This is a genomic window from Hydrogenophaga sp. (assembly GCF_019264445.1).
Taxonomy (GTDB): domain Bacteria; phylum Pseudomonadota; class Gammaproteobacteria; order Burkholderiales; family Burkholderiaceae_C; genus Hydrogenophaga.
The window spans coordinates 1-24,131 of record NZ_JAHVAB010000004.1 but is presented as its reverse complement, the minus strand read 5'-3'; the positions used below and the strand labels follow the sequence as shown (position 1 = coordinate 24,131).

Below are 24,131 nucleotides of genomic sequence, written 5' to 3'. Positions count from 1 at the left end.
CAGGATTTTTCTTTTGAAATCAAACCTCTTCCAGGCATCGCGCGAACATCCAAACCAGCTGGCACGGTAACTGCTTTTCTCTGCGCATCGGGCGACTGGCCAATGGCGGTCAGACACCCATCGTCTTCCCAGACTCGGACAACGGCGTCCATTTCCCGCTTGCTGCGCGCAGGCACGGAAATGGACGCCGTTGTCGTTTCAGGGCCCGTGATCCCGCTTCCGCCTCAGTCCCACGTTCTTTTCAGGAGTTGATTCATATGAAACCCTCGAACGCCACCGCCCTGTCCCGCCGCGCCGCCCTTCAAAAAACGTCTGCGCTCGGCATGGCCGCCGTCACCGGCAGCCTCTGGAGCACAACCGCGCGAGCGCAGGCCTCCACCGGCCTGGAGACCCGGGCCGCCAAGCTGGGCTTCATCGCGCTGACCGATGCGGCGCCGCTGTTTGTGGCCGACGAAAAGGGCTATTTCAAGAAACATGGCATGACCGATGTGGAGGTGCTCAAGCAGTCGTCGTGGGGCACCACGCGCGACAACCTCGTGCTTGGCTCGGGCAAGGGCGGCATTGACGGCGCGCACATCCTCACGCCCATGCCCTACCTCATCAGCACCGGAGCGGTCACCGCCAACAACGTGCCGGTGCCCATGAACATCCTTGCGCGCCTGAACCTGGGCGGCCAGTGCATTTCCGTGGGCGACGAATACAAGGACCTCAAGGTGGGCCTGGACACCAGGGAATTCGGCAAGGCGCTGTTGGCCAAGCGCCTGAAAACCGGCAAACCGGTGAACGCGGCCATGACCTTTCCCGGCGGCACGCACGACATGTGGCTGCGCTACTGGATGGCCGCCGGCAACGTCGACCCGAACAAGGACATCACCACCATCGTGGTGCCACCGGCGCAGATGGTGGCCAACATGAAGGTGGGCAGCATGGACACGTTCTGCGTGTGCGAGCCCTGGAACCGCCAGCTCATCAACCAGAAGATCGGCTACACGGCGCTGACCACCAGCGAGATCTGGATGAACCACCCGGAGAAGGCCTTCGCGATGCGCGCCGACTGGGTGCAGGCCAACCCCAACGCCGCCAAGGCGCTGCTCAAGGCCGTGATGGAAGCGCAGATGTGGTGCGAAGACCCGGCCAACCGCGCCGAGGTGGCCGAGATCTGCTCGCGCCGCCGCTGGATCAGCGCACCCGTGGCCGATGTGATCGACCGCGTCAAGGGCGACTTCGACTACGGCACCGGCCGCGTCGAAGCCAACAGCAAATTCCAGATGCGTTTCTGGAAAGACCACGCGAGCTACCCGTTCCAGAGCCACGACCTGTGGTTCCTCACCGAGAACATCCGCTGGGGTTATCTGCCGCCCAACCTGGACACCAAGGCGCTCATTGCCAAGGTCAACCGCGAAGACCTCTGGCGCGCCGCCGCCAAGGAACTGGGCGTGGCGGCCCAGGACATCCCCACCTCCACCTCGCGCGGGGTCGAGAAGTTCTTCGACGGCAAGGTGTTCGACCCGGCGAACCCGAAGAAGTACCTCGACAGCCTGAGCATCAAGTACATCAAGGCCGCCTGATCCCGCGCGCTGTCCCGATCTGGAGAACCCGCCATGCACCCCACCGACACCATTGAACCGATCCGCCTGACACCACCGCGTGCGGCGGCCCTGATGCCCGCAGGCGTCACGGCGGCCGTCCGCGCCTTCGTCACCCACGTGTTGCCGCCACTTATCGTGATCGGCGTGCTGGTGCTCATCTGGGAAATCCTGGGCTCGCGCCCCGGGGCGGCGCTGCCGGCACCCAGCCGTGTGGTGCAGGACACCTGGGAGCTGATCGTTCACCCGTTCTACGACAACGGCGGCAACGACGTGGGCGTGGCGTGGCAGCTGCTCGCCAGCCTGCAGCGCGTGGCCTACGGCTATTCGCTGGCGGTGGTGGCGGGCGTGAGCCTGGGCGTGCTGGTGGGCCAGTCGACCTGGGCCCTGCGCGGGCTGGACCCTCTGTTCCAGGTGCTGCGCACCGTGCCGCCGCTGGCCTGGCTGCCCATCTCGCTGGCGGGCTTCCAGGACGGCAACCCCTCGGCCATCTTCGTGATCTTCATCACCTCGATCTGGCCGATCATCATCAACACCTCGATCGGCATCCGCAACATCCCGGAGGACTACCGCAACGTCGCCCGCGTGATCCGGCTCAACGGCATCGAGTACTTCGGCAAGATCATGCTGCCGGCGGCCGCGCCCTTCATCTTCTCGGGGTTGCGCATCGGCGTGGGCCTGTCGTGGCTGGCGATCATCGCGGCCGAGATGCTCATCGGTGGCGTGGGCATCGGCTTCTTCATCTGGGATGCGTGGAACTCCTCGCGCATCAGCGACATCATCCTGGCGCTCGTGTATGTGGGGCTGGTGGGCTTCTTCCTGGACCGCGTGGTGGCCTGGATCGGGCGCGCCGTCACCCGTGGCACTTCCGCCAGCTGAACACCGCCCACAGGAGCCCTTCATGAGCAACGCTTACCTCAACCTCTCGCGCGTGGACATGACGTTCACGGGCAACAACGGCGTCTCCAACCCGGTCCTCAAAGGCGTCGACCTCGCCGTGCAGCGCGGCGAGTTCATCTCGTTGATCGGGCACTCGGGCTGCGGCAAATCCACCGTGCTCAACATCGTGGCCGGTCTGCTGCGGGCCACGGCAGGTGGCGTCATCGTCGATGGTCGCGAAGTCAACGCGCCCGGGCCGGACCGCGCCGTGGTGTTCCAGAACCACTCGCTGCTGCCCTGGCTCACGGTCTACCAGAACGTGGAGATTGCGGTGGACAAGATCTTTGCGGGCAGCAAGAGCGCGGCCGAACGCAAGGAGTGGATCCTGCACAACCTGAACATGGTGAACATGTCGCACGCGCTGCACCGGCTGCCCTCGGAAATCTCCGGCGGCATGAAGCAGCGCGTGGGCATCGCGCGCGCCCTGGCCATGGAGCCCAAGGTGCTGCTGCTGGACGAACCCTTTGGCGCACTCGACGCCCTCACCCGCGCCCACCTGCAGGACGAGGTGATCCGCATCCAGGGCGAGCTGGGCAACACGGTGATGATGATCACGCACGACGTCGATGAAGCGGTGCTGCTCTCGGACCGCGTGGTGATGATGACCAACGGGCCGGCGGCCACCATCGGCCAGATTCTTGATGTGCCGCTGCCGCGCCCGCGCAACCGCATCGAGCTGGCCGAAAACAAGGACTACAACCACTGCCGGCAGGAAATCCTCACGTTTCTCTATGAGAAGCAACGCAAGATCGAGCCGATTGCGCAGGCGCGCCAGGGTGGCGCGGCGCCGGCCCGTGTGCGGGCCGAGATGAAGGCCTGAGAACGAAGCCCGAGCGCGGGCGCGGCGCGCTTCAGACGCGCTCTTCTTCGGCCTCTGGTGCGAGGTCTGCCACGCCCTGCGGCTTCGCACCCTGCGGGTCCGCCGGGTGCGGCCGTTTGCGCGGCATCACCCGGGCGGGCACACCCACGGCGATGGAGTTGGAGGGCACGTCGCACGTCACGACCGCATTGGCACCGATGCTGACGTTGTCGCCAATGACGATGCGCCCGAGCAGCTTGGCCCCGGCGCCGATATCCACGTTGTTGCCGATGGTGGGTGCACAGGGATCTTCCACGCGCGCCAGGCCCACCACCACACCCGTGCGGATGCGGCAGTTGTCGCCAAAGCGCGCATGCCCGCTGACGATGATCCCGCCGAAGTGGTCGATGGTGAAGTTCTTGCCCACGTCCACCTCACAGGGCAGTTCCACGCCCGTGACCATCTGGATGAACTTGTAGAGCACCTTGTAGATGAAGGAAAACACCTTGCGCAGCGGCGCCGGGCGCACGCTGTAACGCCAGCGTCCGTAGCGGTACACCAGCATCACCCAGAAGCCTTGCGCGCCCCATTTGCTCCCGTGAGCGAGGAAGTCGGCGCGAATATTGTCAGTCATTGGTTTTATAAATTGGCAGCATGCCTACGATCAGTTTTTCCTGACCATATCAAACCCGTGAGTCTTCCGTGCGACCGTGCTCCTGTTTTTGTTGTAACAAAGGTTGCGGGCGTTCAACAATGCACGGCGCGCCAGGTGGCTCGCGTCCACACCCTGGGCCCCCACCTGCGGCGCACGCTTCTGGCCCGCCCGTCATCTCGACCCGAATTGGTGCGCCACGCACCACGCGGCATACGTCTGCGCCGACATCGCAGGCGCGCCGCACGCCCGCAGTGCGCTGCGGGCACACGGTGGCCCGGTCAGACGCAGGCAGCCGTGGCACGCGACTTGCGTTAGCTTGAACGGACGCAACGAAGCGTCCGCCCCGGCCAAGCGCCAGGGTTCCCGCGTACAACGCTGTGCGCCCAGTGGCCAGACGACAACGACGTCCTGTCTGGCGCCGACGGTTCCGTCGGCTCATCGAATTTCCGAAGTCTTTCCGTGTTCAGGCCTGTCTGCGTCATGACGCATGCGTGCGGCCTGGTCACCCCGCAATTCACCCCATGGAGTCGCTGCGATGAAAAAGTCCCAACTTGTGATGGTCGGCAATGGCATGGCCGGCGTGCGCACGCTGGAGGAGCTCCTCAAGCTCGCGCCCGATCTGTATGACATCACGGTGTTTGGCGCCGAGCCGCACCCGAACTACAACCGCATCCTGCTGTCGCCCGTGCTCGCCGGGGAGCAGACGCTGGACGAGATCGTGCTCAACGACTGGGCCTGGTACCGCGACAACGGCATCACGCTGCACGCGGGCGTGACGGTGACGGAGGTCGACCGCCGGCTGCGCGTGGTGCGTGGCACCAACAGCGCGGGCGAGGTGGTGGAGGCGTCTTACGACCGGCTCATCATGGCCACGGGCTCCAACCCTTTCATGCTGCCCATCCCCGGCAAGGAGCTGGAGGGCGTGCTGGCCTACCGCGACATTGCCGACACCCAGGCCATGATTGACGCCGCCACGAAGTACCGGCACGCGGTGGTGATTGGCGGTGGCCTGCTCGGCCTGGAAGCGGCCAACGGCCTGATGAAGCGGGGCATGACCGTGAGCGTGGTGCATGTGGCGCCCTGGCTCATGGAGCGCCAGCTCGACACCGTGGCGGGCCAGCTGCTGCAGGCGTCGCTGGAAGCACGCGGCATGACATTCCTGATGGGCGCGCAGACGCAGGCGCTGGTGGGCAATGAGGCTGGCAGGGTGCGGGCCGTTCGGTTCAAGGACGGCAGCGAAGTGCCTGCCGACCTGGTGGTGATGGCCGTGGGCATTCGGCCCAACACCGCGCTGGCCGAAGCGATGAACCTGCACGTGAACAAGGGCATCGTCGTCAGCGACACGCTGCAGACCGTGACCGATCCGCGCGTGTATGCCGTGGGCGAATGCGCCGCGCACCGCGGTGTGGCCTACGGCCTGGTGGCGCCGCTGTTCGAGCAGGGCAAGGTGCTGGCCACGCACTTGGCGGAGTTCGGCATTGGCCGCTACAGCGGCTCGCTCACCTCCACCAAGCTCAAGGTCACCGGCATCGATCTGTTTTCGGCCGGCAACTTCAGTGGCGGCGAACACACCGAAGAGATCGTGATGAGCGACCCCGCCGGCGGCGTCTACAAGAAGCTGGTGATCCAGAACGACAAGCTGGTGGGCGCTTGCCTGTATGGCGACACGGTGGATGGCAGCTGGTACTTCAAGCTCCTGCGCGATGGCCGCAGCGTGGCCGACATCCGCGAGCGCCTGATGTTTGGCGAGTCCAACATCGGTGACGTGGGCCACCAGGGCCACAGCAAGGCCGCCGCCATGGCCGACAGCGACGAGGTGTGCGGCTGCAACGGCGTCACCAAGGGCAGCATCTGCAAGGCCATCAAGGACAAAGGGCTGTTCACGCTGGAAGAGGTGCGCAAGCACACCAAGGCCAGCGCCTCGTGCGGCTCGTGCACGGGCCTGGTCGAGCAGATCCTGATGTTCACCGCCGGCGGCGACTACTCGGCCACGCCCAAGCTCAAGGCCATGTGCGGCTGCACCGACCACGGCCACCAGGCGGTGCGCGATGTCATCCGCGACAGCAAGCTGCTGAGCATCGGCGCGGTGTTCGAGGCCTTGAGCTGGCGCACGCCCAATGGCTGCGCCACCTGCCGTCCTGCCGTCAACTACTACCTCATCAGCACCTGGCCCAAGGAGGCCAAAGACGATCCGCAGAGCCGATTCATCAACGAGCGCGCGCACGCCAATATCCAGAAGGACGGCACCTACAGCGTGATCCCGCGCATGTGGGGCGGCGAGACCACGGCCGACGAACTGCGCCGCATTGCCGACGCCGTGGACAAGTACAAGATCCCCACCGTGAAAGTGACCGGTGGGCAGCGCATCGACCTGCTGGGCGTGAAGAAGGAAGACCTGCAGGCGGTGTGGCGCGACATCGGCATGCCCAGCGGCCACGCGTATGCCAAGGCCCTGCGCACGGTGAAGACCTGCGTGGGCAGCGAGTGGTGCCGCATGGGCACGCAGGACAGCACGCAGATGGGCAAAGACCTGGAGCGCGCCATGTGGCGCATGTACGCGCCGCACAAGGTGAAGTTCGCGGTGAGCGGCTGCCCGCGCAACTGTGCCGAGGCCGGCATCAAGGACGTGGGCATCATCGGTGTGGACAGCGGCTGGGAGATGTACATCGCCGGCAACGGCGGCATCAAGACCGAGGTGGCCGAGTTCTTCACCAAGCTCAAAACGGCCGAAGAAGTGCTGGAGTACACCGGCGCGTTCATGCAGCTCTACCGGCTGGAAGGCTGGTACCTGGAGCGCACGGTGCACTACGTCAAGCGCGTGGGCATGGAGCACGTGAAGAAGAAGATTCTGGAGGACCACGAAGGCCGCAAGGCGCTGTGGGCGCAACTGCAGTTCGCGCTCGACGGTGAGCCCGACCCGTGGTTCGAGCACCAGAAGGCCGCGGTCGACACACGCCAGTTCATCCCCATCCAGCCCGTGGTGCTGGAAGGGAGCGCAGCATGAGCGAATGGATCCCCATCGCCCGCGTGGACGACATCCCCGTGCTCGGCTCGCGCTGCGTGAAGCGCGAACGCGGCCTGGACGTGGCCGTGTTCCGCAACGACCAGAACGAGGTGTTCGCCCTGCTCGACCGCTGCCCGCACAAAGGCGGCCCGTTGAGCCAGGGCATCGTCTTCGGCACCAGCGTGGCCTGCCCCATGCACAACTGGACCATCGGCCTGGACAGCGGCTGCGCCAAAGCGCCCGACGAAGGCTGCACACCGCGCTTTGCGGTGAAGGTGGAAGACGGCGTGGTGCACCTGGATGCGCACGAGCTGACCGATCTCGCCACCGACCTCACCCGCCCGCTGGCAGGGCCTGCCCGGCGCACCGCAGCCGCATGACGCCTACCACCACCCGCTCCACCTGCCCTTACTGCGGTGTGGGCTGTGGCGTCCTGATTGAAAGCCAGGGCTCGGTGATCACCGGCGTGCGCGGCGACCCGCAACACCCGGCGAACTTCGGCCGCCTGTGCACCAAGGGGCAGACGCTGCACCTCACCGCATCGGCCACCCTGCAGCGGCAGACGCGCTTGCTGCAACCCCTGCAGCGCGTGCAGCGCGGCGCCCCCACGCAACCCCTCGCGTGGGAAGGCGCGATGGCGCTCGCCACCGACCGCTTCGCCTCGGTCATCGAGCAGCACGGCCCCGATGCGGTGGGCTTCTACATCAGCGGCCAGCTGCTCACCGAGGACTACTACGCCTTCAACAAACTGGCCAAAGGGCTGATCGGCACCAACAACATCGACACCAACTCGCGCCTGTGCATGAGCAGCGCCGTGGCCGGCTACAAGCTCACGCTGGGCGCCGATGCGCCGCCCACCTGCTACGACGACGTGAACCACGCACAGTGCCTCTTCATCGTGGGCAGCAACGCCGCGTTTGCCCACCCGGTGCTGTTTCGCCGCATCGAGGAAGCAAGGGCCAACAACCCGTCCATGAAAGTGATCGTGGCCGACCCGCGCCGCACCGACACCGCCGGCCTGGCCGACCTGTACCTGCCCCTGCAGCCCGGCAGCGACGTGATGCTGTTCCACGGCCTGCTGCACATCATGTTGTGGGAAGGCTGGATCGACACCGCCTACATCGCCGCCCACACCACCGGCTTTGAGGCACTCAAGGCGCTCGTGCGCGAATACACGCCCGAGCGTGTGGCGCAGGTCTGCGGCCTTCAGCGCGAAGACCTGTTCACCGCCGCGCAATGGTTCGCGAGCTCGCCCGCCACGCTCAGCCTCTATTGCCAGGGACTCAACCAGAGCAGCAGCGGCACCGCGAAAAACGCCACGCTCATCAACCTGCACCTGGCCACCGGCCAGATCGGCAAGCCCGGCGCGGGCCCGTTCAGCCTGACCGGCCAGCCCAACGCCATGGGTGGGCGCGAGGTGGGCGGCCTGGCCAACCTGCTCAGCGCCCACCGCGATCTGTCCAACCCGCAGCACCGCGCCGAAGTGGCCGCGCTCTGGGGCGTGGCGGACGTGCCCGAGAAGCCTGGCAAGACGGCGGTGGAGATGTTCCAGGCCGCCGCCGACGGCGAGATCAAGGCGCTGTGGATCGCCTGCACCAACCCCGCCCAGTCCATGCCCGACCAAGCCACCGTGCGCCGTGCGCTGCAGCGCGCCGAGTTCGTGGTGGTGCAGGAGGCCTACGCCACCGCAGCCACCTGCGACTTTGCCGACCTGCTGCTGCCAGCCACCACCTGGGGCGAGAAGGACGGCACGGTGACCAACAGCGAACGCCGCATCAGCCGCGTGCGCGCCGCCGTGCCCGCGCCGGGCCAGGCACGGCACGACTGGCGCATCGCGGTGGACTTGGCGCAGCGCCTGCAGGAGCGCCTTCGCCCCGACCTGCCGCATCTGTTTGCCTATCCCGACGCAGAAAGCCTCTGGCTCGAGCACCGCGAGTCCACGCGCGGGCGAGACCTCGACATCACCGGCCTGAGCTACGCCATGCTGGAGCTGAGCGGCCCCCAGCAATGGCCGCTGCGCCCCGGCGACGCGCAGGGCCGCCAGCGCCTCTACGAAGACGGCGTCTTCCCCACGCCCGACGGGCGCGCCCGCTTCGCCGACCTGCCCTTCGTGCCGCTGGCCGAGCCACGCGAATCGCGCTACCCGTACGCCCTCACCACCGGCCGCCTGCGCGACCAGTGGCATGGCATGACGCGCACCGGTACCCTCGGCCGCTTGTTCGGACATGTGGCCGAGCCCGCGGTGCAGATGCACCCGCAGGACATGGCACGCCAAGGCTTGAAAGACGGCGATCTCGTGCACGTCACCAGCAAGCGCGGCTCCATCGTGGTGCCCGCGCAGGGCGCTGAAGACATCGGCCTGTCGCAGGCGTTCATCGCGATGCACTGGGGCGCCGAATACCTCAGCGGCACAAGCAGCACGGGCGAAGCGCTGGCCGGCGTCAACGCGCTCACCACCTCGGCCTTCTGCCCCACTTCGCGGCAACCCGAACTCAAGCACGCCGCCGTGAAAGTGCTCAAGGCCGAGCTGCCCTGGCAGCTGCTCGCCGTCGCCTGGCTGCCCGCCGACCAGGCACTGAGCGCACGCGAGGGCCTGCGCCAGCTGATGGCGGGCTTCCCTTTCGCCTCGTGTGTGCCCTTCTCCAACGGCGTGCCCCTGGCCGAGGCTGGCCGTGGCGAGCGCACCGGTGTGCTGTTTCGCGCGGCCGCGCACGACGTGCCGGACGACACCCGCATCGCGCGCATCGAAGCCCTGCTGGGACTCAACACCAGCGACGCCCTGCGGTATGCAGATCGCCACCTCGGCCAGCACCGCAGCGCGCGCGTGGTGCGCCACGGTGAGTCCAGCCGGCTGGAGGCGTTTGTGCTCGCAGGCGACACGCGCGCCGAGGTGTGGCTCAAACCCCTGTTGCAAGACGAGTTGCCCGCAGCGGCCTACGGCCGGCTGCTGCTCATGCCTGGCGCAAAACCCCCTGTGGCCATGGCCGCCCGAGGGCGGCAGGTGTGCACCTGCTTCAATGTCTCGCAGGCCGACATCGAGCACACGTTGCGCAGCTGCGAAGGCACCGACCCGCAACGCCTGGCGGCGCTGCAAGCCGGGCTGCGCTGCGGCACGAACTGTGGCTCCTGCCTGCCCGAGCTTCAGCGCCTGGTGCGTGCCACGCACCCCGAGCCACACACGGCGGGCACGGCATGACATCGCGCATATAACGCCAGGTCATCAAACTTGCCGGACAATCCGCCGAAATCTGCGCGTCATGGGCATCAGTCAATACATCAAGGAAATCGGTCGGGGCAAGGACGGCGCCCGCTCGCTCACGCGCGAGCAGGCCGCCGACCTGCTCGGCCAGGTGCTGGACGGCACCGTGACCGACCTCGAAGTCGGCGGCTTCTGCCTGGCCATGCGCATCAAGGGCGAGACACCCGAAGAGATGGCGGGTTTCCTGGATGCCACGCACGCGCGCCTGCAACGGCTGCCCGACGCGGGCCGGACCACCGTGGTGCTGCCCAGCTACAACGGCGCCCGCAAACTCCCCGTGCTCACGCCGCTGCTGGCGATGCTGCTGGCGAGGCGCGGCGCAGCGGTGCTGGTGCATGGCACCGCCACGGAAGACAAGCGCATCGGCGCTGCGCAGGTGCTGGAACAGCTGGGCGTGCCGGCGTCGCGCGAGGTGCGTGCTGTGGACGCGGGCGAAGTGGCTTTCGTGCCGACGCAAGTGCTCAGCCCCGGCCTCAAGCGCCTGCTCGATGTGCGCCGCACCGTGGGCCTGCGCAACCCGGCGCACAGCCTGGTCAAACTCCTGAACCCGTGCGCGGGTGAGGCCTTCATCGTCGGCAGCTACACGCACCCGGAGTACGCCAGCTCCATGGCGGCCACCTGGGCGCTCACCGGCGCCCACGCCCTGCTGCTGCGCGGCACCGAAGGCGAGCCCGTGGCCGACGCGCGCCGCACGCCGCGCATGGAAATCTTTCGCCATGGCACCCGCACCGAGGTGCAGGCCCAGCAAGAAGGCCCACTGGCGCAGCTGCCCGCGCTGCCCTCGATTGACGCCGCCGACACCGCCGCTTACATCCGCGCCGTGCTCGATGGCACGCACCCGATTCCCACGCCCATTGCCCTGCAGGTGGAACACATCTTGCGAGCGCTGGCATCACATGAACCCGCAACCCATGCCCACGCCCTCTGAGTTCCTGCCCGGCACCGTCGCCCTGGTGGGCGCTGGCCCCGGTGACCCCGAATTGCTCACGCTCAAGGCGGTGAAAGCCATCAGTGCGGCCACCGTGCTGCTGGTGGACGACCTGGTGAGCGACGGCGTGCTGACCCACGCCCGCCCGGGCGCGCGCATCGTGCACGTGGGCAAGCGCGGTGGCTGCAAGAGCACGCCGCAGGCCTTCATCGAAAAGCTCATGGTCATGGCCGCGCGCGAAGGCGAAATGGTGGTCCGCCTCAAGGGCGGCGATCCGTTCATCTTTGGCCGCGGTGGTGAGGAGGTGGAGCACCTGCGCGCGGCCGGCATCGAGGTGCAGGTGGTCAATGGCATCACCGCCGGGCTGGCCGGTCTCACCTCGCTGGGCGTGCCGCTCACACACCGTGAGCACGCCCACGGCGTGGTCTTCGTCACCGGCCACGCCAAACCGGGTGACGCGGGCACCGATTGGCAGGCGCTCGCCGCCACCGCGCGCGATGCGAAGCTCACGCTCGTCATTTACATGGGCGTGGCCAGTGCGGCGCACATCCAGCAGGAGCTGCTCACGGGTCTGTCGGCCCACACCCCGCTGGCCGTGATCCAGCACGCCACGCTGCCCCACCAGAGGCATGCACTCACCACGCTGGGGCAGCTGCGCGCCACGATCGAGCGCGAAGGCATGGGCAGCCCGGCGGTGATCGTGGTGGGTGACGTGGTCAGCGGCATCGCTGCGGTGCAGGGCGACATGCCGACCTCAATCCACCTTCGCGCCTGAGGCTTCCACCGCCGAACGCCAGCGGGCGGTGTCGTTGCGCACGAAGTCGGCGAACTGCTGCGCCGTGCCGCCCACCACGTCCAGGCCCTGCGCGCTCAGGTTGCCGCGCAGCGCGGGGTCGGCCAAGGCCTTGTTGATTTCGCTGTTGAGCCGTGCGATCACCGAAGTCGGTGTGCCTGCCGGCACCATGATGCCCTGCCAACCGACCGCGACGTAGTCCTTCAGCCCTGCTTCGGCCATGGTCGGCACCTCGGGCATCACCGGCGAACGCTTGCTGCCCGTGATGGCCAGCGCTCGCACCTTGCCGGTTTTCACATGCTGCACGGCGTTGACGAGGTCGTTCGACAGCACCTGCACCTCCTTCGCCAACAGGGCGTTGAGCGCGGGCGCGGCACCCTTGTAAGGCACGTGCGTGATCGCCACGCCAGCCTGTAGCTTGAACAGCTCAACCGCCAGGTGCGGGAAGGTGCCGTTGCCGGCCGATGCGTAGTTCATCTTGTCGGGGCTGGCCTTGGCCAGCGCGATCAGCTCGCCCACATTGCTGGCCTTCACGTCTTCGGCCACCAGCAGCAAGTTGGGCACCTGCACCATCAGCACCACGGGCGCGAACGCGCTCGACGTGTCGTACGGCAGCGATTTGTACAGGCTGGGGTTGATGGCGATGTTGGTGTTGGCAAAGAGCAGCGTGTGGCCATCGGCCGGCGCCTTGGCCACCGTGTCGGCGCCGAGGATGCCGCCGGCGCCAGGCTTGTTCTCGACCACCACGGGCTGGCCCATTGCCTCCGTCAGGCGCGCGCCGATGGTGCGTGCCAGCACGTCGGCCGAACCGCCCGGCGGGAAGGGCACCACCAGGCGCAGCGGTTTGGTGGGAAAGTCCTGCGCTTGCGCGGCGCCGCTGCCCAGCAAGGGCAGGCAGGCGAGCAATGCGGGCAGCAGGTGGCGGAGGGTTCGGTTGCGGTAAGTCATGGTTGGTCTCCTTTTTCCGGGATCACAGGCAACAACAGAAACGACTCGAAGGCAGCGCCAAACTGCACCGCGTGGCGGGTGGGAATGGCATTGCAGGTGTGGACCCAGATCGGGTCCTCGGCTGTGGAGTCCTGGCCGCGCACGTCCAGCGCCAGCCGGTGCCCCGCCTTGAACAGGTTGGACACCTCGCGGATTTCCATTGCGTAGGCATGGCTCCGTCCCGGCTCGATGTGCTCTTTTCCCGTGTGCTTCTGCCACGGGCGGTACGGCTTGGACAGCGCGGGGTCGAGCTCGCGCTGCGAGGCGCGCAGCCAGCCCTTGGTCAGGACGCGCGAGGTGCCGTCGGGCGCGACGTCGCGCAGCGTGGCAATCCAGGTGGCGTCGGGCTGATCCAGCACCGCGTGAAAGTAAAAGGCCACCGGCCCGGTCACCTCCACGTCGTCATCGAATGCCGCGGTCTGGAAACTCACGGCGGGCGGCAGGCGCCCGGGCGGCAGGTCAGGGTCGTTGTGGAACACCGCTTCACCCGCCTGCGCTGGCTGGTCCACCCCGAGCGTGCCATCTGCACCCAGAAACATCCGGGTCCAGCGCGTGCGCGCCAGGGGCCATTCGTGCTCGTGCCGGTACTCGTTGCGCCCCTTGATCAGCAACTGGATCGGCGGCTCGTCCATGTAGCCGGTGTCGTTGCCCTTGAGCCAGTGGTCGTACCAGCGCAGGATCAGATCGTGATGATCGGACCAGGGGCGCAGAGGGCCCATCGTCGACTCGGTTTCCATGATCAACAGCTTCTTGGGCGCATCGATGCCTTCGTATGCCTGGAATGCGCCGGCCAGGTGCACCGCCCAACTCGTCCAGCGCGTGGCAAGAAAGGTGGGAATGCGGATGCGGTCGAACATGCGGTAAGGCGAGCGCTCCCAGTAAAACGGGCCATCGAACGGCTCGAGCAGCCAGCCGAACAGCAGCGGATTCTTGCGCGGGTACTTGAGCTGGATGTGCAGGTACGGCGAGTGCTTGACCTCGGGCGAATCCATCAGCAACGCCACACGGCGGTCGATCTCCGCCTGCGGCAGATAACCATGGCTCAGCGGCGTCATGCCGTCCACGCTCACATGGCCCCACCACTGGTGCCAGAAGCCTTCGTTGAGCAAGCCGCCGTGGTACACGCTCTGCCGGTAGCGGTCGGTCAGGGCCTCGTAGGGCACGATGGCCTTGAGGTGCGGCGGCTGCTGCGCCGCCACCATGTATTGCATGACCGCGAAATACGACATGCCCAGCATGCCGCAGTTGCCATCGCACCATTCCTGCTCGGCCATCCATTCGATGATGTCGTAACCATCCTCCTGCTCCTTGGGTCCCTGGTAGCAATACTCACCCTCGGAGTCTCCCGAGCCGCGCGCGTCGGCGATCACATGTACGTAGCCACGGCTCACGAAGTATTCGGAGTCGCCCGCTTCGAGCCCGCCATTGCCGATCAGCGGGCTCAGCGGCGCCCGCTTGCCGGTCACGCGCTGCAAGTCCTTGCCGTAGTGCGAGTACGAGAGCAGCGCCGGGTAGCGGCCAGGCCTGTCCGGCAGGTACACATCGCAAGCCAGGCGCGTGCCGTCGCGCGTGGTGATCATCACGCCGTGGCGCACGGTCATGCCGTATCGCGGCTGGGAAACGCGGCTGCGCCAATCCTGTTCGCTCATTCGTCCTGTTCCTCTGAAATGCCCGCTCGCACCGGGCGGCGGCGGATCGTTCAAAAAGTTTAGGATCGAGGCTGGTAGTTGTAGAAAACAACTACGCTGCGGGCAAACCCTCGCCCACAGTCCACCCGATGGCGCCATGTCGCTGGAAAAACCCGAAAACCTCGATCAACTGTTCAACAACCGGCTCTCGCGCCTGCTGGCCAGCAGCAGCGCGCCCAGCATCCGGCTGTTCGAGGGCGGGTACGGCGTGTCGCGGCGCGAGTGGCGGCTGGTGGGCCTGGTGGCCGTCTACGGTGCGATGTCGCCTTCGGAACTCGCCGAGCGCGCCCACCTGGAACGACCACGCGTCTCGCGCGTGCTCACGGGCCTGGTGCAACGCGGCCTGCTGGCACGCGTGGGCTTGCCCAACGACAGGCGCCGTGCGCGGGTCGAGATCACCCCAGCGGGCCGCCAGCTCTACGAAGAGGTATTCCCCCAGTTGGCTCGCCTTCATGCGCGCCTGCTCTCCACGTTGACTCCACAGCAGTTGGCGGAATTCGACCAGATGCTGGACCTGCTCACGGAGGCGGCCGAAGCGCTCGCACGCACATCTCAGGTCACGCTCAAGGCGGCGCGCCATCTGGGTGGTCGCAAGCGCGGCAGCAGTTGAGCGTGCCGCCTACACTGCCCGCCATGCAAGATTTCGATGCCATCGTCGTCGGCGCCGGCGCTGCCGGCCTTTTCTGTGCCGGCGTTGCGGGCCAGCGTGGCTTGCGCGTGCTGGTGCTCGACCACAGCGAAAAAGTGGCCGAGAAAGTCCGCATCTCGGGCGGTGGCCGCGCCAACTTCACCAACCGCGAGCTGGACCCACAGGCGCCCCACAAACACTTCATCAGCGCCAACCCGCATTTCTGCCGCTCGGCGCTCTCTCGCTACACGCCTGCCGATTTCGTGGACCTCGTGCAGCGCCACGGCATTGGCTTCCACGAAAAGCACAAGGGTCAGCTCTTCTGCGACCGCTCGGCCGAAGACCTGATCCAGATGCTGTTGCGCGAGTGCGAGGCGGGCGGTGTTGAGCGCTGGCAGCCGTGCGGCGTGAAAGCCGTGCGGCGTGGCGGCGATGGGCGCTATGAGCTCGACACCGAGCGCGGCACCGTGCGCAGCCGCGCGGTGGTTGTGGCCACCGGCGGACTGTCGATCCCCAAGATTGGCGCCACCGATTTCGGCTACCGCATCGCCAGGCAGTTTGACCTGCGGCTCGTGGAGCAGCGCCCCGGCCTGGTGCCGCTCACGTTCGACGGCGACGCATGGATGCCTTATGCCGGCCTGGCCGGCTTGGCCCTGCCGGTGCGCATCGAAACGGGCGATAAAAAGTCACGCATGGCCTTCATGGAAGACCTGCTGTTCACCCACCGCGGTCTTTCGGGGCCGGGCGTGCTGCAAATCTCCAGCTACTGGCAAGAGGGCTCGCCCATCCGCCTGAATCTCTCGCCCGAGGGCGACTTGCAAGCGGCTCTGGCCCGCGCAAAAACGACCTCGCGCAAACTGCTGGTCAACGAACTCGCGGCCCTGGTACCCAGCCGGCTGGCCGAGGCCTGGGTGCAGCAAGACCCGGACTGGCAGCGGCCTGTGGCCGAAGCCTCGGACAAGGCCCTGGCCCGCCTGGCCGAGCGGCTGGCGCGCTGGGAAATCACACCCACCGGCACCGAGGGCTACAAAAAGGCCGAAGTGACGCTGGGTGGGGTGGACACGCGCGACCTGTCGTCGCAAACGATGGAGTCGAAGCAGGCCGGGCTGTATTTCATTGGTGAAGTGGTGGATGTGACCGGCTGGCTGGGCGGCTACAACTTCCAGTGGGCCTGGGCGAGCGCACACGCCTGCGCGCAGGCGCTCTGACCGGGAACGCCCACGCGGCGGTAGCCAGCCGGGCTGAAATGGCTATAATCCAAGGCTTTGCTGGCAAATCCCCGTCGGCCAATACTAGTTAATGACGGGACATTTTGCGGAAACGACGCCCGGGCCCGATCTTCCCGGTCATCCTCTTTCCGCGCATTCTGGACATCTTTCGCCAATGACGACCATCCGTGTAAAAGACAACGAACCCTTTGACGTCGCCCTGCGCCGTTTCAAGCGCACCATCGAAAAGCTCGGCCTGCTGACCGATCTGCGCGCCCGCGAGTTCTACGAAAAGCCGACCGCTGAGCGCAAGCGCAAGAAGGCCGCCGCCGTGAAGCGCCACTACAAGCGTGTGCGCTCCATGCAGCTGCCCAAGAAGCTGTACTGAGCACGCAGCACCGGGCCAGCCCCGGTCGCGAAAAAGCCCGCTGGAGGACGCTCAGGCGGGCTTTTTTATTGTCCATTCGCCTGAATACCCCGACCCACAGGAGCCACCATGAGCCTGAAAGAACAGATCACCGAAGACATGAAGGCTGCCATGCGCGCCAAGGACAGCGAACGCCTGGGCACCATCCGCCTGCTCACCGCCGCGATGAAGCAGAAGGAAGTGGACGAGCGCGTGGAGCTGGACGATGCCATGGTCGTTGCGATCGTGGACAAGCTGGTCAAGCAGCGCAAGGACAGCATCGAAGCCTTCTCCAAGGCCGCCCGGCAAGACCTGGTGGACAAGGAAGTGGCCGAAATGGCCGTGCTGCAGGCCTACCTGCCCGCGCGCCTGTCGGCCGACGAAGTGGCCGCTGAAGTCAAGGCCATCGTGGCCGAGCTGGGCGCCAAGGGCCCGGGCGACATGGGCAAGGTCATGGGCGCCGTGAAATCGCGCCTGGCCGGCAAGGCGGACATGGGACAGGTGTCGGCCGCCGTGAAGGCTGCCCTCACCGGCTGACGCGCGCGGGCGACGTCAGGCCAGAATCATCGCGGTGCCCGCCACGGCGCGCACCGCGCCGCACCAGGCGCCCACCGCAGGGCGCCGCCTGTAGATCAACCACAGCAGCGGCAGGATCAGGATCGGCGTGACGGACGAGAGCACCGCCACCAGCCCGGCCTGGCCGTGTTTCATGGCCTGCAGGATCAAAGTCATGCCCAGCGCCATGGCCACCGCGGCGCTGCCAAAAATGAGCGCGGCGTCTTTCAGGCGCATGGGGGCCACCGCGCGCGCGCCCGCCCACCCGGTGGCCAGCAGCAGGCCATGCGCGAGCAAGGCGGTGCTCATGCGCAAGGCCGAGCCGGCCACCGCATCGATGCCGGTGGTCATGAGGGGTTTGAGCATCAAGGTGGCCACCGACTGACACAAGGCCGCCAGCAGCCCCAGCGCCACGCCGGTCATCAGCCGCCCGTGGGTCTGTTCCCAGCCGTGCTGTTCGTCGCCCCGGCGCCCCCACACGATGGCCAGCATCACGCCGCCCACCAGCAAGCCGCTGCCCACCAGCGCCCAGCCCCAGAGGCTCTCGCCCAGAAAAACCCAGGCCAGCACCGCCGAAAAAAGCGCGTGGGTGGCAAACAGCACACCCGAGCGGCGCGGGCCCAGGCGGTTCATGCAGGCGAAAAGCGCGGTGTCACCAACGAAGATGCCGATCACGCCCGAGATCGCCAGCAGCCCCAACGCGGAGGCATCCAGGCTCCGCCAGCCCCCGGTGGTCAGCGCGATGGCCCACAGGATGAGGCTGGCGAACAGCATGCGCCAGCGGCTGAAAGTGAAGGCGCCCAGGCGCTGCGAAGCCGGTGCAGAGAACAGGGCCGCCACGGCCCAGCATGCCGCCGCCAGCAGGGCCAGGGCTTCGGGGCGCATCGGCGTTCAGGCCAGGGGGAAGCAGGTCGGCGCCGCGGCGCTCAGCTTCCTGCGACCTTCATGCGGTTCACGAGGATGGAGCCGGTGGTCTTGGCGCCGTAGTTGTAGGCGTCCGCGCCCACGGCTTCGATGCCGAGCAACATGTCCTTGAGGTTGCCCGCGATGGTGATCTCGTGCACCGGGTAGGCGATCTCGCCGTTCTCGACCCAGTAACCAGAGGCGCCACGCGAATAGTCGCCCGTCACGTAGTTGACGCCCTGGCCCATGAGCTCAGTGACGAATAGGCCGCGTCCGAGTTTCTTGAGCATGGCGCGCAGGTCGTCGCCCGGCTGGGTGAGGCGGCTGGTCAGCGTGAGGTTGTGCGAGCCACCGGCGTTGCCGGTCGTGCGCATGCCAAGCTTGCGCGCAGAGTAGGTCGAGAGAAAGTAGCCCTGCACGCGGCCGGCCGAGAGCACCTTGCGCCGGGTGGTGCGCACGCCCTCGTCATCGAACGGTGAGCTGCCCTTGCCGTTGCGCACATGGGGCTCTTCCAGAATGTCGAGGTGCTTGGCGAGCACGCGCTTGCCCAGGCTGTCGTGCAGAAAGGTGGTGTTGCGGTACAGCGCACCACCGCTGGTGGCCTGCACGTAGCTGCCCAGCAGGCCCGCAGCCAATGGCGACTCGAACAGCACCGGGCATTCGGTGGTGGCGATCTTGCGGCCGTTCAGGCGCGCCAGCGTGCGCTCGGCAGCGTAGCGGCCCACGGCCTCCGGTGTGGCCAGGTCTTGCGGCGCGCGCATGGAGCTGTACCAGTAATCGCGCTCCATGTGGGCACCCTTGCCCGCGATGGGCGCCACCGACAGGCTGTGGCGCGAGCTGGCATAGCCGCCACTGAAGATACCGGGCTTGCCCCGCTCGCCACCGCGCAGGTGCGCCGTGAAAAAGTGCGACTGCTGCGCCGAAACGCCAGCACCCTCGCTGTTGTTGATCTTCTTGCTGGTGGCAAAGGCGGCGGCTTCGCAAGCCAGTGCGATGCGCGCAGCCTCTTCGGAGTCGATCGACCACGGGTGGAACAAATCCAGATCGGGATAGCTGTCGGCCACATCGTCCACATCGGGCAGGCCCGCCACCGGGTCTTCGGCGGTGAAGCGCGCGATGTCGTAGGCCGCCTGCACGGTCTGGCGCACGGCGGCCGCAGAGAAATCGGAGGTGGAGGCATTGCCTCGTTTGCGGCCCAGGTAGACCGTGACGCCCAGCGATTTGTCGCGGTTGCGCTCCACGTTCTCCAGCTCACCCTTGCGCACCGAAACGCTCAGCCCCGCGCCTTCGGACACCTCGGCGGCCGCATCGGCCGCGCCGAGCTGCCTGGCGTGCGAGAGCGCCATGTCCACCAGCTCTTCGAACTGGGTGCGCGTGTACTGGAAACCGGGAAGGGGGGAACGGGCGTCGGCCACGGGGGCTTGAGAGGGGTTTTTCATGTCGACGGCTATGATACTTGCCGCCCCTCCTGGCCGCTGCCGAACGCGCAGTTGCCCATTCAGAAGCCCACATGTCCCGCAAACCCACCAAAGGCTATTTCGTCCGTGGCCAGTTCGTCGCCCTCGGCAGCGAACTGGACCTGGAACTCAAGCGCGAGCTCAAGGGCTCCGCCGACATGAGCAAGACCGACTTGAAGAAATACAGCGATCGCCTGCAGCAACTGGGCGAAAGCCTGCTCACGCTGCGCGCCGACCTGATGAAGCGGCTGGACCTCTCCGAGAAGCTGGTGGATGCGGTCGCAGAGGCGAAGCGCATCACCAACTTCGAAGGCCGCCGCCGACAGATGCAGTACATCGGCAAACTCATGCGCGGTGTGGACGAGGACACGCTCGCTGCGGTCGAAGCCGCACTGGACGAGCAGAACAAGGGCTCGGCCAAGGGCACGCTCTCGCTCCACCAGGCCGAGCAGTGGCGAGACCGCCTCATTGCAGACGACGACGCCCTGACGCAGTGGCTGCAACTCGACGCCAGCGCCGATGTGCAGCACTTGCGGGCACTGATCCGCCAGGCGCGCAAGGACGCCCAGGTGACCGAACCCCAGGAGCGCCCCGGCGAAGCCGTGCGCCATGGCAAGGCCTACCGCGAGATTTTCCAGATCGTCAAAGCCACGCTCAACCAGGGCGATCCTGACGACGGTCTGCCTGCCGACGAAGAACAGCCATGAGCGATACCGCTGCCCTGCCCGCCGAGCCTGTGCGCATCGGCATCGTCTCCATCAGCGACCGCGCCAGCACAGGCGTTTATGAAGACAAGGGCCTGCCCGCGCTGCAGGACTGGCTCACGCGCGCCCTGAAAAACCCGGTCACCTTTGAGCCCAGGCTCATTCCGGACGAAGCCGCGCGCATCAGCGCCACCCTGATCGAACTGGTGGATGCGGGCTGCTCGCTGGTGCTCACCACCGGCGGCACCGGCCCCGCGCTGCGCGACGTGACGCCTGAAGCCACGCTGGCGGTGGCCCACAAGGAAATGCCCGGCTTTGGTGAGCAGATGCGCCAGATCAGCCTGGCCTTTGTGCCCACCGCCATCCTCTCGCGACAGGTCGCCGTGGTGCGCGGCCAGAGCCTGATCATCAACCTGCCAGGCCAACCCAAAGCCATTGCGGAAACGCTGGAAGGCCTGAAGAACTCCGATGGCACGCAGCGCATCAACGGCATTTTTGCCGCCGTGCCCTACTGCATCGACCTCATCGGCGGCCCCTACCTCGAAACACACGACGACGTCTGCAAGGCCTTCCGGCCGAAGTCCGCCGTTCGCCCTGCCCGCTAACCTTTTTCACGCGACCCACCATGAAGATCACCAAAGACACCGTCGTCACCCTCACCTTCCGCGCCGTCGATGCCAAAGGCAAAGTGCTCGAAGACGGCAAGGAGCCGCGTGCCTACCTGCATGGCGGCTACGGCAACACCTTGCCCGGCGTGGAGATGGCGCTTGAAGGCCAGGAAAAAGGCTTCAGCACCACGGTGAAGCTGCTGCCTTCGCTGGCCTTTGGCGACCGCGACGAAACCCTGGTGACCCAGATTTCCAAGAAGGACTTCCCTCCCGGCGTGAAAGTGGGCGGCCAGCTCGAAGGCAGCGACGACCAGGGCCGCCGGCAGATCTTCACTGTGGTCAAGATCAAGGGCGACCAGGTGCTGCTAGACGGCAACCACCCCCTGGCCGGCCAGGAGCTGACGTTCACCCTGAACGTGATCGATGTGAAGGCTGCGTCAGCGGAAGAAATTTCCCACGGCCACGCACACGGCGCCCACGGGCATCACCACTGATCCGCAGCGCCCACAGGCGCTGCCCTCACTTGCCGATCAGCTGGTTGAGCTTGTCGGCTTCAAAGCACTCTTCGCGCGCCGCGTCTTTGGGCACGCAGTCGCCGTCTCGCGGTGACTGGGACAGCTTTTCAATGGCACACCACAGCAGCGCGATCTGGTGTTCCTGGCTCGCGGTGCTGTCGATCAGGCCGCGCATGGCCTGTGACAACGGGTCGTCTTCCTGGGTGATGCCGTAGGCCTGGAATTTCTGCGCGGGCTCGGTCACGTCGGCGCTCTCACCGGTCTTGCTCGGAATGATGCGGGCCGGAATGCCGACTGCCGTGGCACCCGCAGGCACAGGCTTGATCACCACGGCGTTGCTGCCGATCTTGGCGCCGTCGCCCACCACAAAGCCCCCGAGCACCTTGGCACCGGCGCTGACCACCACGTCCTTGCCCAGCGTCGGGTGCCGTTTGGTGCCCTTGTAAAGGGAAGTACCACCCAGCGTCACGCCCTGGTAGATGGTGCAACCGTCGCCGATCTCGGCGGTTTCGCCCACCACCACGCCCATGGCGTGGTCAAAGAACACCCGCTCGCCGACCTTGGCGCCCGGGTGGATTTCAATGCCGGTGAGCCAGCGCGACACGTGCGAGATGAAGCGCCCCAGCCACTTGAAACCGTGATGCCAGCACCAGTGCGCGGGGCGGTGCAGCCAGACGGCATGCAGACCCGGGTAGCAGGTGATGACCTCCCAGGTGCTGCGCGCGGCCGGGTCGCGGTCGAGCACGCACTGGATGTCGGAGCGGAGGCGGGCAAACATAGGGGGGCAGTCTAGCGTTTCGCCTTGTCGGCGGTCAGCAGCATGGCCTTGGCGACACCTCGAAGAATGTGGACTTCCTCATCACTGGGTGCGGCGCGGTTGAAAAGCTGGTTCAGGCGGGGCATGAGCTTCTTGGGCGCGCCTGGGTCCAGAAAGTCCACCGCCACCAGCGCCTGCTCCAGGTGGTCAAGCATGCCGGCCAGCGCCCTGGCATCGGCGGTGGCGCGGGGCTGGGCCTCGGCCGGCGCCTCAAAGCCACCCAGCGCCTGGCGCCAGTCGTACGCCACGAGCTGCACCGCGGCGGCCAGGTTCAACGAGCCGAAGCCTGGCGCGGTGGGGATGCTCAGGGCCACATGGCAGCGGTACACGTCTTCGTTGCGCATGCCAAAGCGTTCGGAGCCGAACAGGAAGGCGACGCCTTCCGGTGGCTCCTGCTCGCCCAGCACGGCGGCAAAGTGCTCGCGCGGTGCGCGCGTGGGTGGTCCGAAGTCGCGCGGCGTCATGGCGGTGGCGCAGAGATGGCTCATGCCGTCCAGGGCTTCATCGAGCGTGTCGACGATGCGGGCCTTCGCCAGCACGTCGTTGGCGCCGCTGGCGCGCTGAATGGTTTCTTCGCGGCGCAGCACGTTGGCCCAGCGTGGCTGCACCAGCACAAGGTCGTCAAAACCCATGACTTTCATGGCGCGGGCGACACCGCCCACATTGCCGGCGTGGCTGGTCTGGATCAGGACAAAACGGGTGCGCATCGCAAATGGGGAGGGGGACGGTAAAATCCCGCGTATTGTCGCTGCCCGCATCGCCAGGCCGCATCACCCGCTCTTCCACTGTCGCGCGCTCCCCTGCGGAGGCGTCAAGGTCCCACAATTCATGTCGTCCACACTCCATCCCATGCTCAACGTGGCCATCAAGGCCGCACGCACTGCAGGTACCCTCATCAACCGCGCCGCACTCGACGTGGAGTCGGTCCGGGTCTCGGTCAAGCAGACCAACGACTTCGTGACCGAAGTTGATCAGGCCGCCGAAGCCGCGATCATCGACACCCTGCTGACCGCCTACCCCGACCATGCGATCTGGGCCGAGGAATCGGGCAAGCGCCCGGGCAAGCATGGCGGCGCAGACCATGTCTGGATCATCGACCCGCTGGACGGCACCACCAACTTCATTCACGGCTTTCCGGTGTACTGCGTGAGCATCGCGCTCATGGTGGGCAACCGCATTGAACAAGCCGTCATTTACGACCCCTCCCGCAACGACCTCTTCTGCGCCACGCGCGGGCGCGGCGCGTACCTCAACGACCGGCGCATCCGCGTGGCCAAGCGCACCACGCTGCGCGACTGCCTGCTCTCCACCGGTTTTCCGTTCCGCCCGGGCGACTCGTTCCAGACCTACCTCCAGATGTTCGGCGACGTGATGCCGCGCGTGGCCGGCCTGCGCCGCCCCGGCTCCGCCGCACTTGACCTGGCCTATGTGGCAGCCGGCTTCACCGATGGCTTCTTCGAGATGGGCCTGTCGCCCTGGGACGTGGCCGCCGGCGCGCTGCTGGTGACCGAGGCCGGTGGCCTGGTCGGCAACTTCACGGGTGAGTCGGACTTCCTGGAGCAGAAGGAATGCCTGGCCGCCAACCCCCGCATTTACGGCCAGCTGGTCGGCCTCACCGGCAAGTACAGCAAGTTCGCCAGCGCAGGCGACAAAGCGGCGGTGCGCCAGGCGCGCTCGGCCGCAGCGGCCGAG

The 24,131-nt window shown here is 66.8% G+C and carries 23 protein-coding genes; 16 read left to right on the top strand and 7 right to left on the bottom strand.

Annotated features, from left to right (window positions below; all coding sequences use genetic code 11):
* Window positions 1-257: 257 nt before the first annotated feature.
* The 3 genes from KXJ60_RS00280 to KXJ60_RS00270 are packed head-to-tail and all read left to right on the top strand — an operon-like array spanning window position 258 to window position 3,345.
* Window positions 258-1,568, top strand: a complete 1,311-nt coding sequence (locus tag KXJ60_RS00280; protein WP_291123157.1) for a CmpA/NrtA family ABC transporter substrate-binding protein — start codon at window positions 258-260, stop codon at window positions 1,566-1,568.
* Window positions 1,569-1,601: 33 nt separating this feature from the next.
* Complete coding sequence (gene ntrB, locus KXJ60_RS00275) at window positions 1,602-2,465, top strand: nitrate ABC transporter permease (protein ID WP_291123154.1); 864 nt, start codon at window positions 1,602-1,604, stop codon at window positions 2,463-2,465.
* Between the two features lie 58 nt (window positions 2,466-2,523).
* On the top strand, window positions 2,524-3,345 hold the full coding sequence (locus tag KXJ60_RS00270) for an ABC transporter ATP-binding protein (protein WP_291123171.1): 822 nt from the start codon (window positions 2,524-2,526) through the stop codon (window positions 3,343-3,345).
* Between the two features lie 31 nt (window positions 3,346-3,376).
* On the opposite strand, the gene KXJ60_RS00265 is transcribed toward KXJ60_RS00270, so the two are convergent.
* Complete coding sequence (locus tag KXJ60_RS00265) at window positions 3,377-3,958, bottom strand: serine acetyltransferase (protein WP_291123152.1); 582 nt, start codon at window positions 3,956-3,958, stop codon at window positions 3,377-3,379.
* A gap of 556 nt (window positions 3,959-4,514) precedes the next feature.
* Between KXJ60_RS00265 and nirB the strand changes: the two genes are divergently transcribed.
* The 5 genes from nirB (at window position 4,515) to cobA (ending at window position 11,945) form a co-directional block, all read left to right on the top strand.
* Complete coding sequence (gene nirB, locus KXJ60_RS00260) at window positions 4,515-6,983, top strand: nitrite reductase large subunit NirB (RefSeq protein ID WP_291123149.1); 2,469 nt, start codon at window positions 4,515-4,517, stop codon at window positions 6,981-6,983.
* Window positions 6,980-7,363, top strand: coding sequence for a nitrite reductase small subunit NirD (nirD, locus tag KXJ60_RS00255; RefSeq protein WP_291123148.1), 384 nt, complete (start codon window positions 6,980-6,982; stop codon window positions 7,361-7,363). The genes nirB and nirD overlap by 4 nt, the downstream gene beginning before the upstream one ends.
* Window positions 7,360-10,179: a nitrate reductase gene (locus KXJ60_RS00250; protein WP_291123146.1), complete on the top strand. Its 2,820-nt coding sequence runs from the start codon at window positions 7,360-7,362 to the stop codon at window positions 10,177-10,179. Before nirD ends, KXJ60_RS00250 begins: the two co-directional genes overlap by 4 nt.
* A 61-nt stretch (window positions 10,180-10,240) precedes the next feature.
* Window positions 10,241-11,170, top strand: coding sequence for a DNA-binding protein YbiB (gene ybiB, locus KXJ60_RS00245; protein WP_291123143.1), 930 nt, complete (start codon window positions 10,241-10,243; stop codon window positions 11,168-11,170).
* On the top strand, window positions 11,154-11,945 hold the full coding sequence (gene cobA / locus KXJ60_RS00240) for a uroporphyrinogen-III C-methyltransferase (RefSeq protein WP_291123140.1): 792 nt from the start codon (window positions 11,154-11,156) through the stop codon (window positions 11,943-11,945). The genes ybiB and cobA overlap by 17 nt, the downstream gene beginning before the upstream one ends.
* Here the strand turns inward: cobA and KXJ60_RS00235 are convergent.
* Window positions 11,925-12,911 carry a tripartite tricarboxylate transporter substrate binding protein gene (locus tag KXJ60_RS00235; protein ID WP_291123138.1) on the bottom strand — a complete coding sequence of 329 codons (987 nt, stop codon included), beginning with the start codon at window positions 12,909-12,911 and terminating at the stop codon, window positions 11,925-11,927. The two genes, cobA and KXJ60_RS00235, sit on opposite strands and share 21 nt — an antisense overlap.
* Window positions 12,908-14,599, bottom strand: a complete 1,692-nt coding sequence (locus KXJ60_RS00230; protein ID WP_291123135.1) for a CocE/NonD family hydrolase — start codon at window positions 14,597-14,599, stop codon at window positions 12,908-12,910. The genes KXJ60_RS00235 and KXJ60_RS00230 overlap by 4 nt, the downstream gene beginning before the upstream one ends.
* Window positions 14,600-14,735: 136 nt before the next feature.
* Between KXJ60_RS00230 and KXJ60_RS00225 the strand changes: the two genes are divergently transcribed.
* From KXJ60_RS00225 to KXJ60_RS00210, 4 genes are all read left to right on the top strand, one after another.
* Window positions 14,736-15,248 carry a MarR family transcriptional regulator gene (locus KXJ60_RS00225; RefSeq protein ID WP_291123132.1) on the top strand — a complete coding sequence of 171 codons (513 nt, stop codon included), beginning with the start codon at window positions 14,736-14,738 and terminating at the stop codon, window positions 15,246-15,248.
* 23 nt (window positions 15,249-15,271) lie between these two features.
* Window positions 15,272-16,474: an NAD(P)/FAD-dependent oxidoreductase gene (locus KXJ60_RS00220; RefSeq protein ID WP_291123130.1), complete on the top strand. Its 1,203-nt coding sequence runs from the start codon at window positions 15,272-15,274 to the stop codon at window positions 16,472-16,474.
* A 175-nt stretch (window positions 16,475-16,649) separates the two neighbouring features.
* Complete coding sequence (gene rpsU / locus KXJ60_RS00215) at window positions 16,650-16,862, top strand: 30S ribosomal protein S21 (protein WP_056273869.1); 213 nt, start codon at window positions 16,650-16,652, stop codon at window positions 16,860-16,862.
* Window positions 16,863-16,970: 108 nt separating this feature from the next.
* Window positions 16,971-17,417: a GatB/YqeY domain-containing protein gene (locus KXJ60_RS00210; protein WP_291123127.1), complete on the top strand. Its 447-nt coding sequence runs from the start codon at window positions 16,971-16,973 to the stop codon at window positions 17,415-17,417.
* 15 nt (window positions 17,418-17,432) lie between these two features.
* Here the strand turns inward: KXJ60_RS00210 and KXJ60_RS00205 are convergent, their stop codons facing one another.
* Together KXJ60_RS00205 and pmbA are read right to left on the bottom strand one after the other, a co-directional pair.
* Complete coding sequence (locus KXJ60_RS00205) at window positions 17,433-18,320, bottom strand: DMT family transporter (protein WP_291123125.1); 888 nt, start codon at window positions 18,318-18,320, stop codon at window positions 17,433-17,435.
* 41 nt (window positions 18,321-18,361) lie between these two features.
* Window positions 18,362-19,777 (bottom strand): metalloprotease PmbA, encoded by a 1,416-nt coding sequence (pmbA, locus tag KXJ60_RS00200; RefSeq protein ID WP_291123122.1) that lies wholly within the window; start codon window positions 19,775-19,777, stop codon window positions 18,362-18,364.
* 71 nt (window positions 19,778-19,848) lie between these two features.
* Between pmbA and yjgA the strand changes: the two genes are divergently transcribed.
* Genes yjgA through KXJ60_RS00185 form a run of 3 tightly spaced genes read left to right on the top strand, consistent with a single transcriptional unit; the run spans window position 19,849 to window position 21,601 of the window.
* Window positions 19,849-20,502 (top strand): ribosome biogenesis factor YjgA, encoded by a 654-nt coding sequence (yjgA, locus tag KXJ60_RS00195; protein ID WP_291123119.1) that lies wholly within the window; start codon window positions 19,849-19,851, stop codon window positions 20,500-20,502.
* The gene (gene mog, locus KXJ60_RS00190) at window positions 20,499-21,104 is read left to right on the top strand and encodes a molybdopterin adenylyltransferase (protein ID WP_291123118.1); all 606 of its coding nucleotides are present in this window, start codon (window positions 20,499-20,501) and stop codon (window positions 21,102-21,104) included. The genes yjgA and mog overlap by 4 nt, the downstream gene beginning before the upstream one ends.
* A 20-nt stretch (window positions 21,105-21,124) precedes the next feature.
* Window positions 21,125-21,601 (top strand): peptidylprolyl isomerase, encoded by a 477-nt coding sequence (locus KXJ60_RS00185; RefSeq protein WP_291123115.1) that lies wholly within the window; start codon window positions 21,125-21,127, stop codon window positions 21,599-21,601.
* A gap of 25 nt (window positions 21,602-21,626) precedes the next feature.
* Here the strand turns inward: KXJ60_RS00185 and cysE are convergent, their stop codons facing one another.
* Together cysE and KXJ60_RS00175 are read right to left on the bottom strand one after the other, a co-directional pair.
* On the bottom strand, window positions 21,627-22,400 hold the full coding sequence (cysE, locus tag KXJ60_RS00180) for a serine O-acetyltransferase (RefSeq protein ID WP_291123112.1): 774 nt from the start codon (window positions 22,398-22,400) through the stop codon (window positions 21,627-21,629).
* An 11-nt stretch (window positions 22,401-22,411) separates the two neighbouring features.
* Complete coding sequence (locus KXJ60_RS00175; protein WP_291123109.1) at window positions 22,412-23,146, bottom strand: RNA methyltransferase; 735 nt, start codon at window positions 23,144-23,146, stop codon at window positions 22,412-22,414.
* A 121-nt stretch (window positions 23,147-23,267) separates the two neighbouring features.
* Between KXJ60_RS00175 and KXJ60_RS00170 the strand changes: the two genes are divergently transcribed.
* A partial coding sequence (locus KXJ60_RS00170; protein WP_291123107.1) for an inositol monophosphatase family protein occupies window positions 23,268-24,131 on the top strand: 864 nt, incomplete at its 3' end.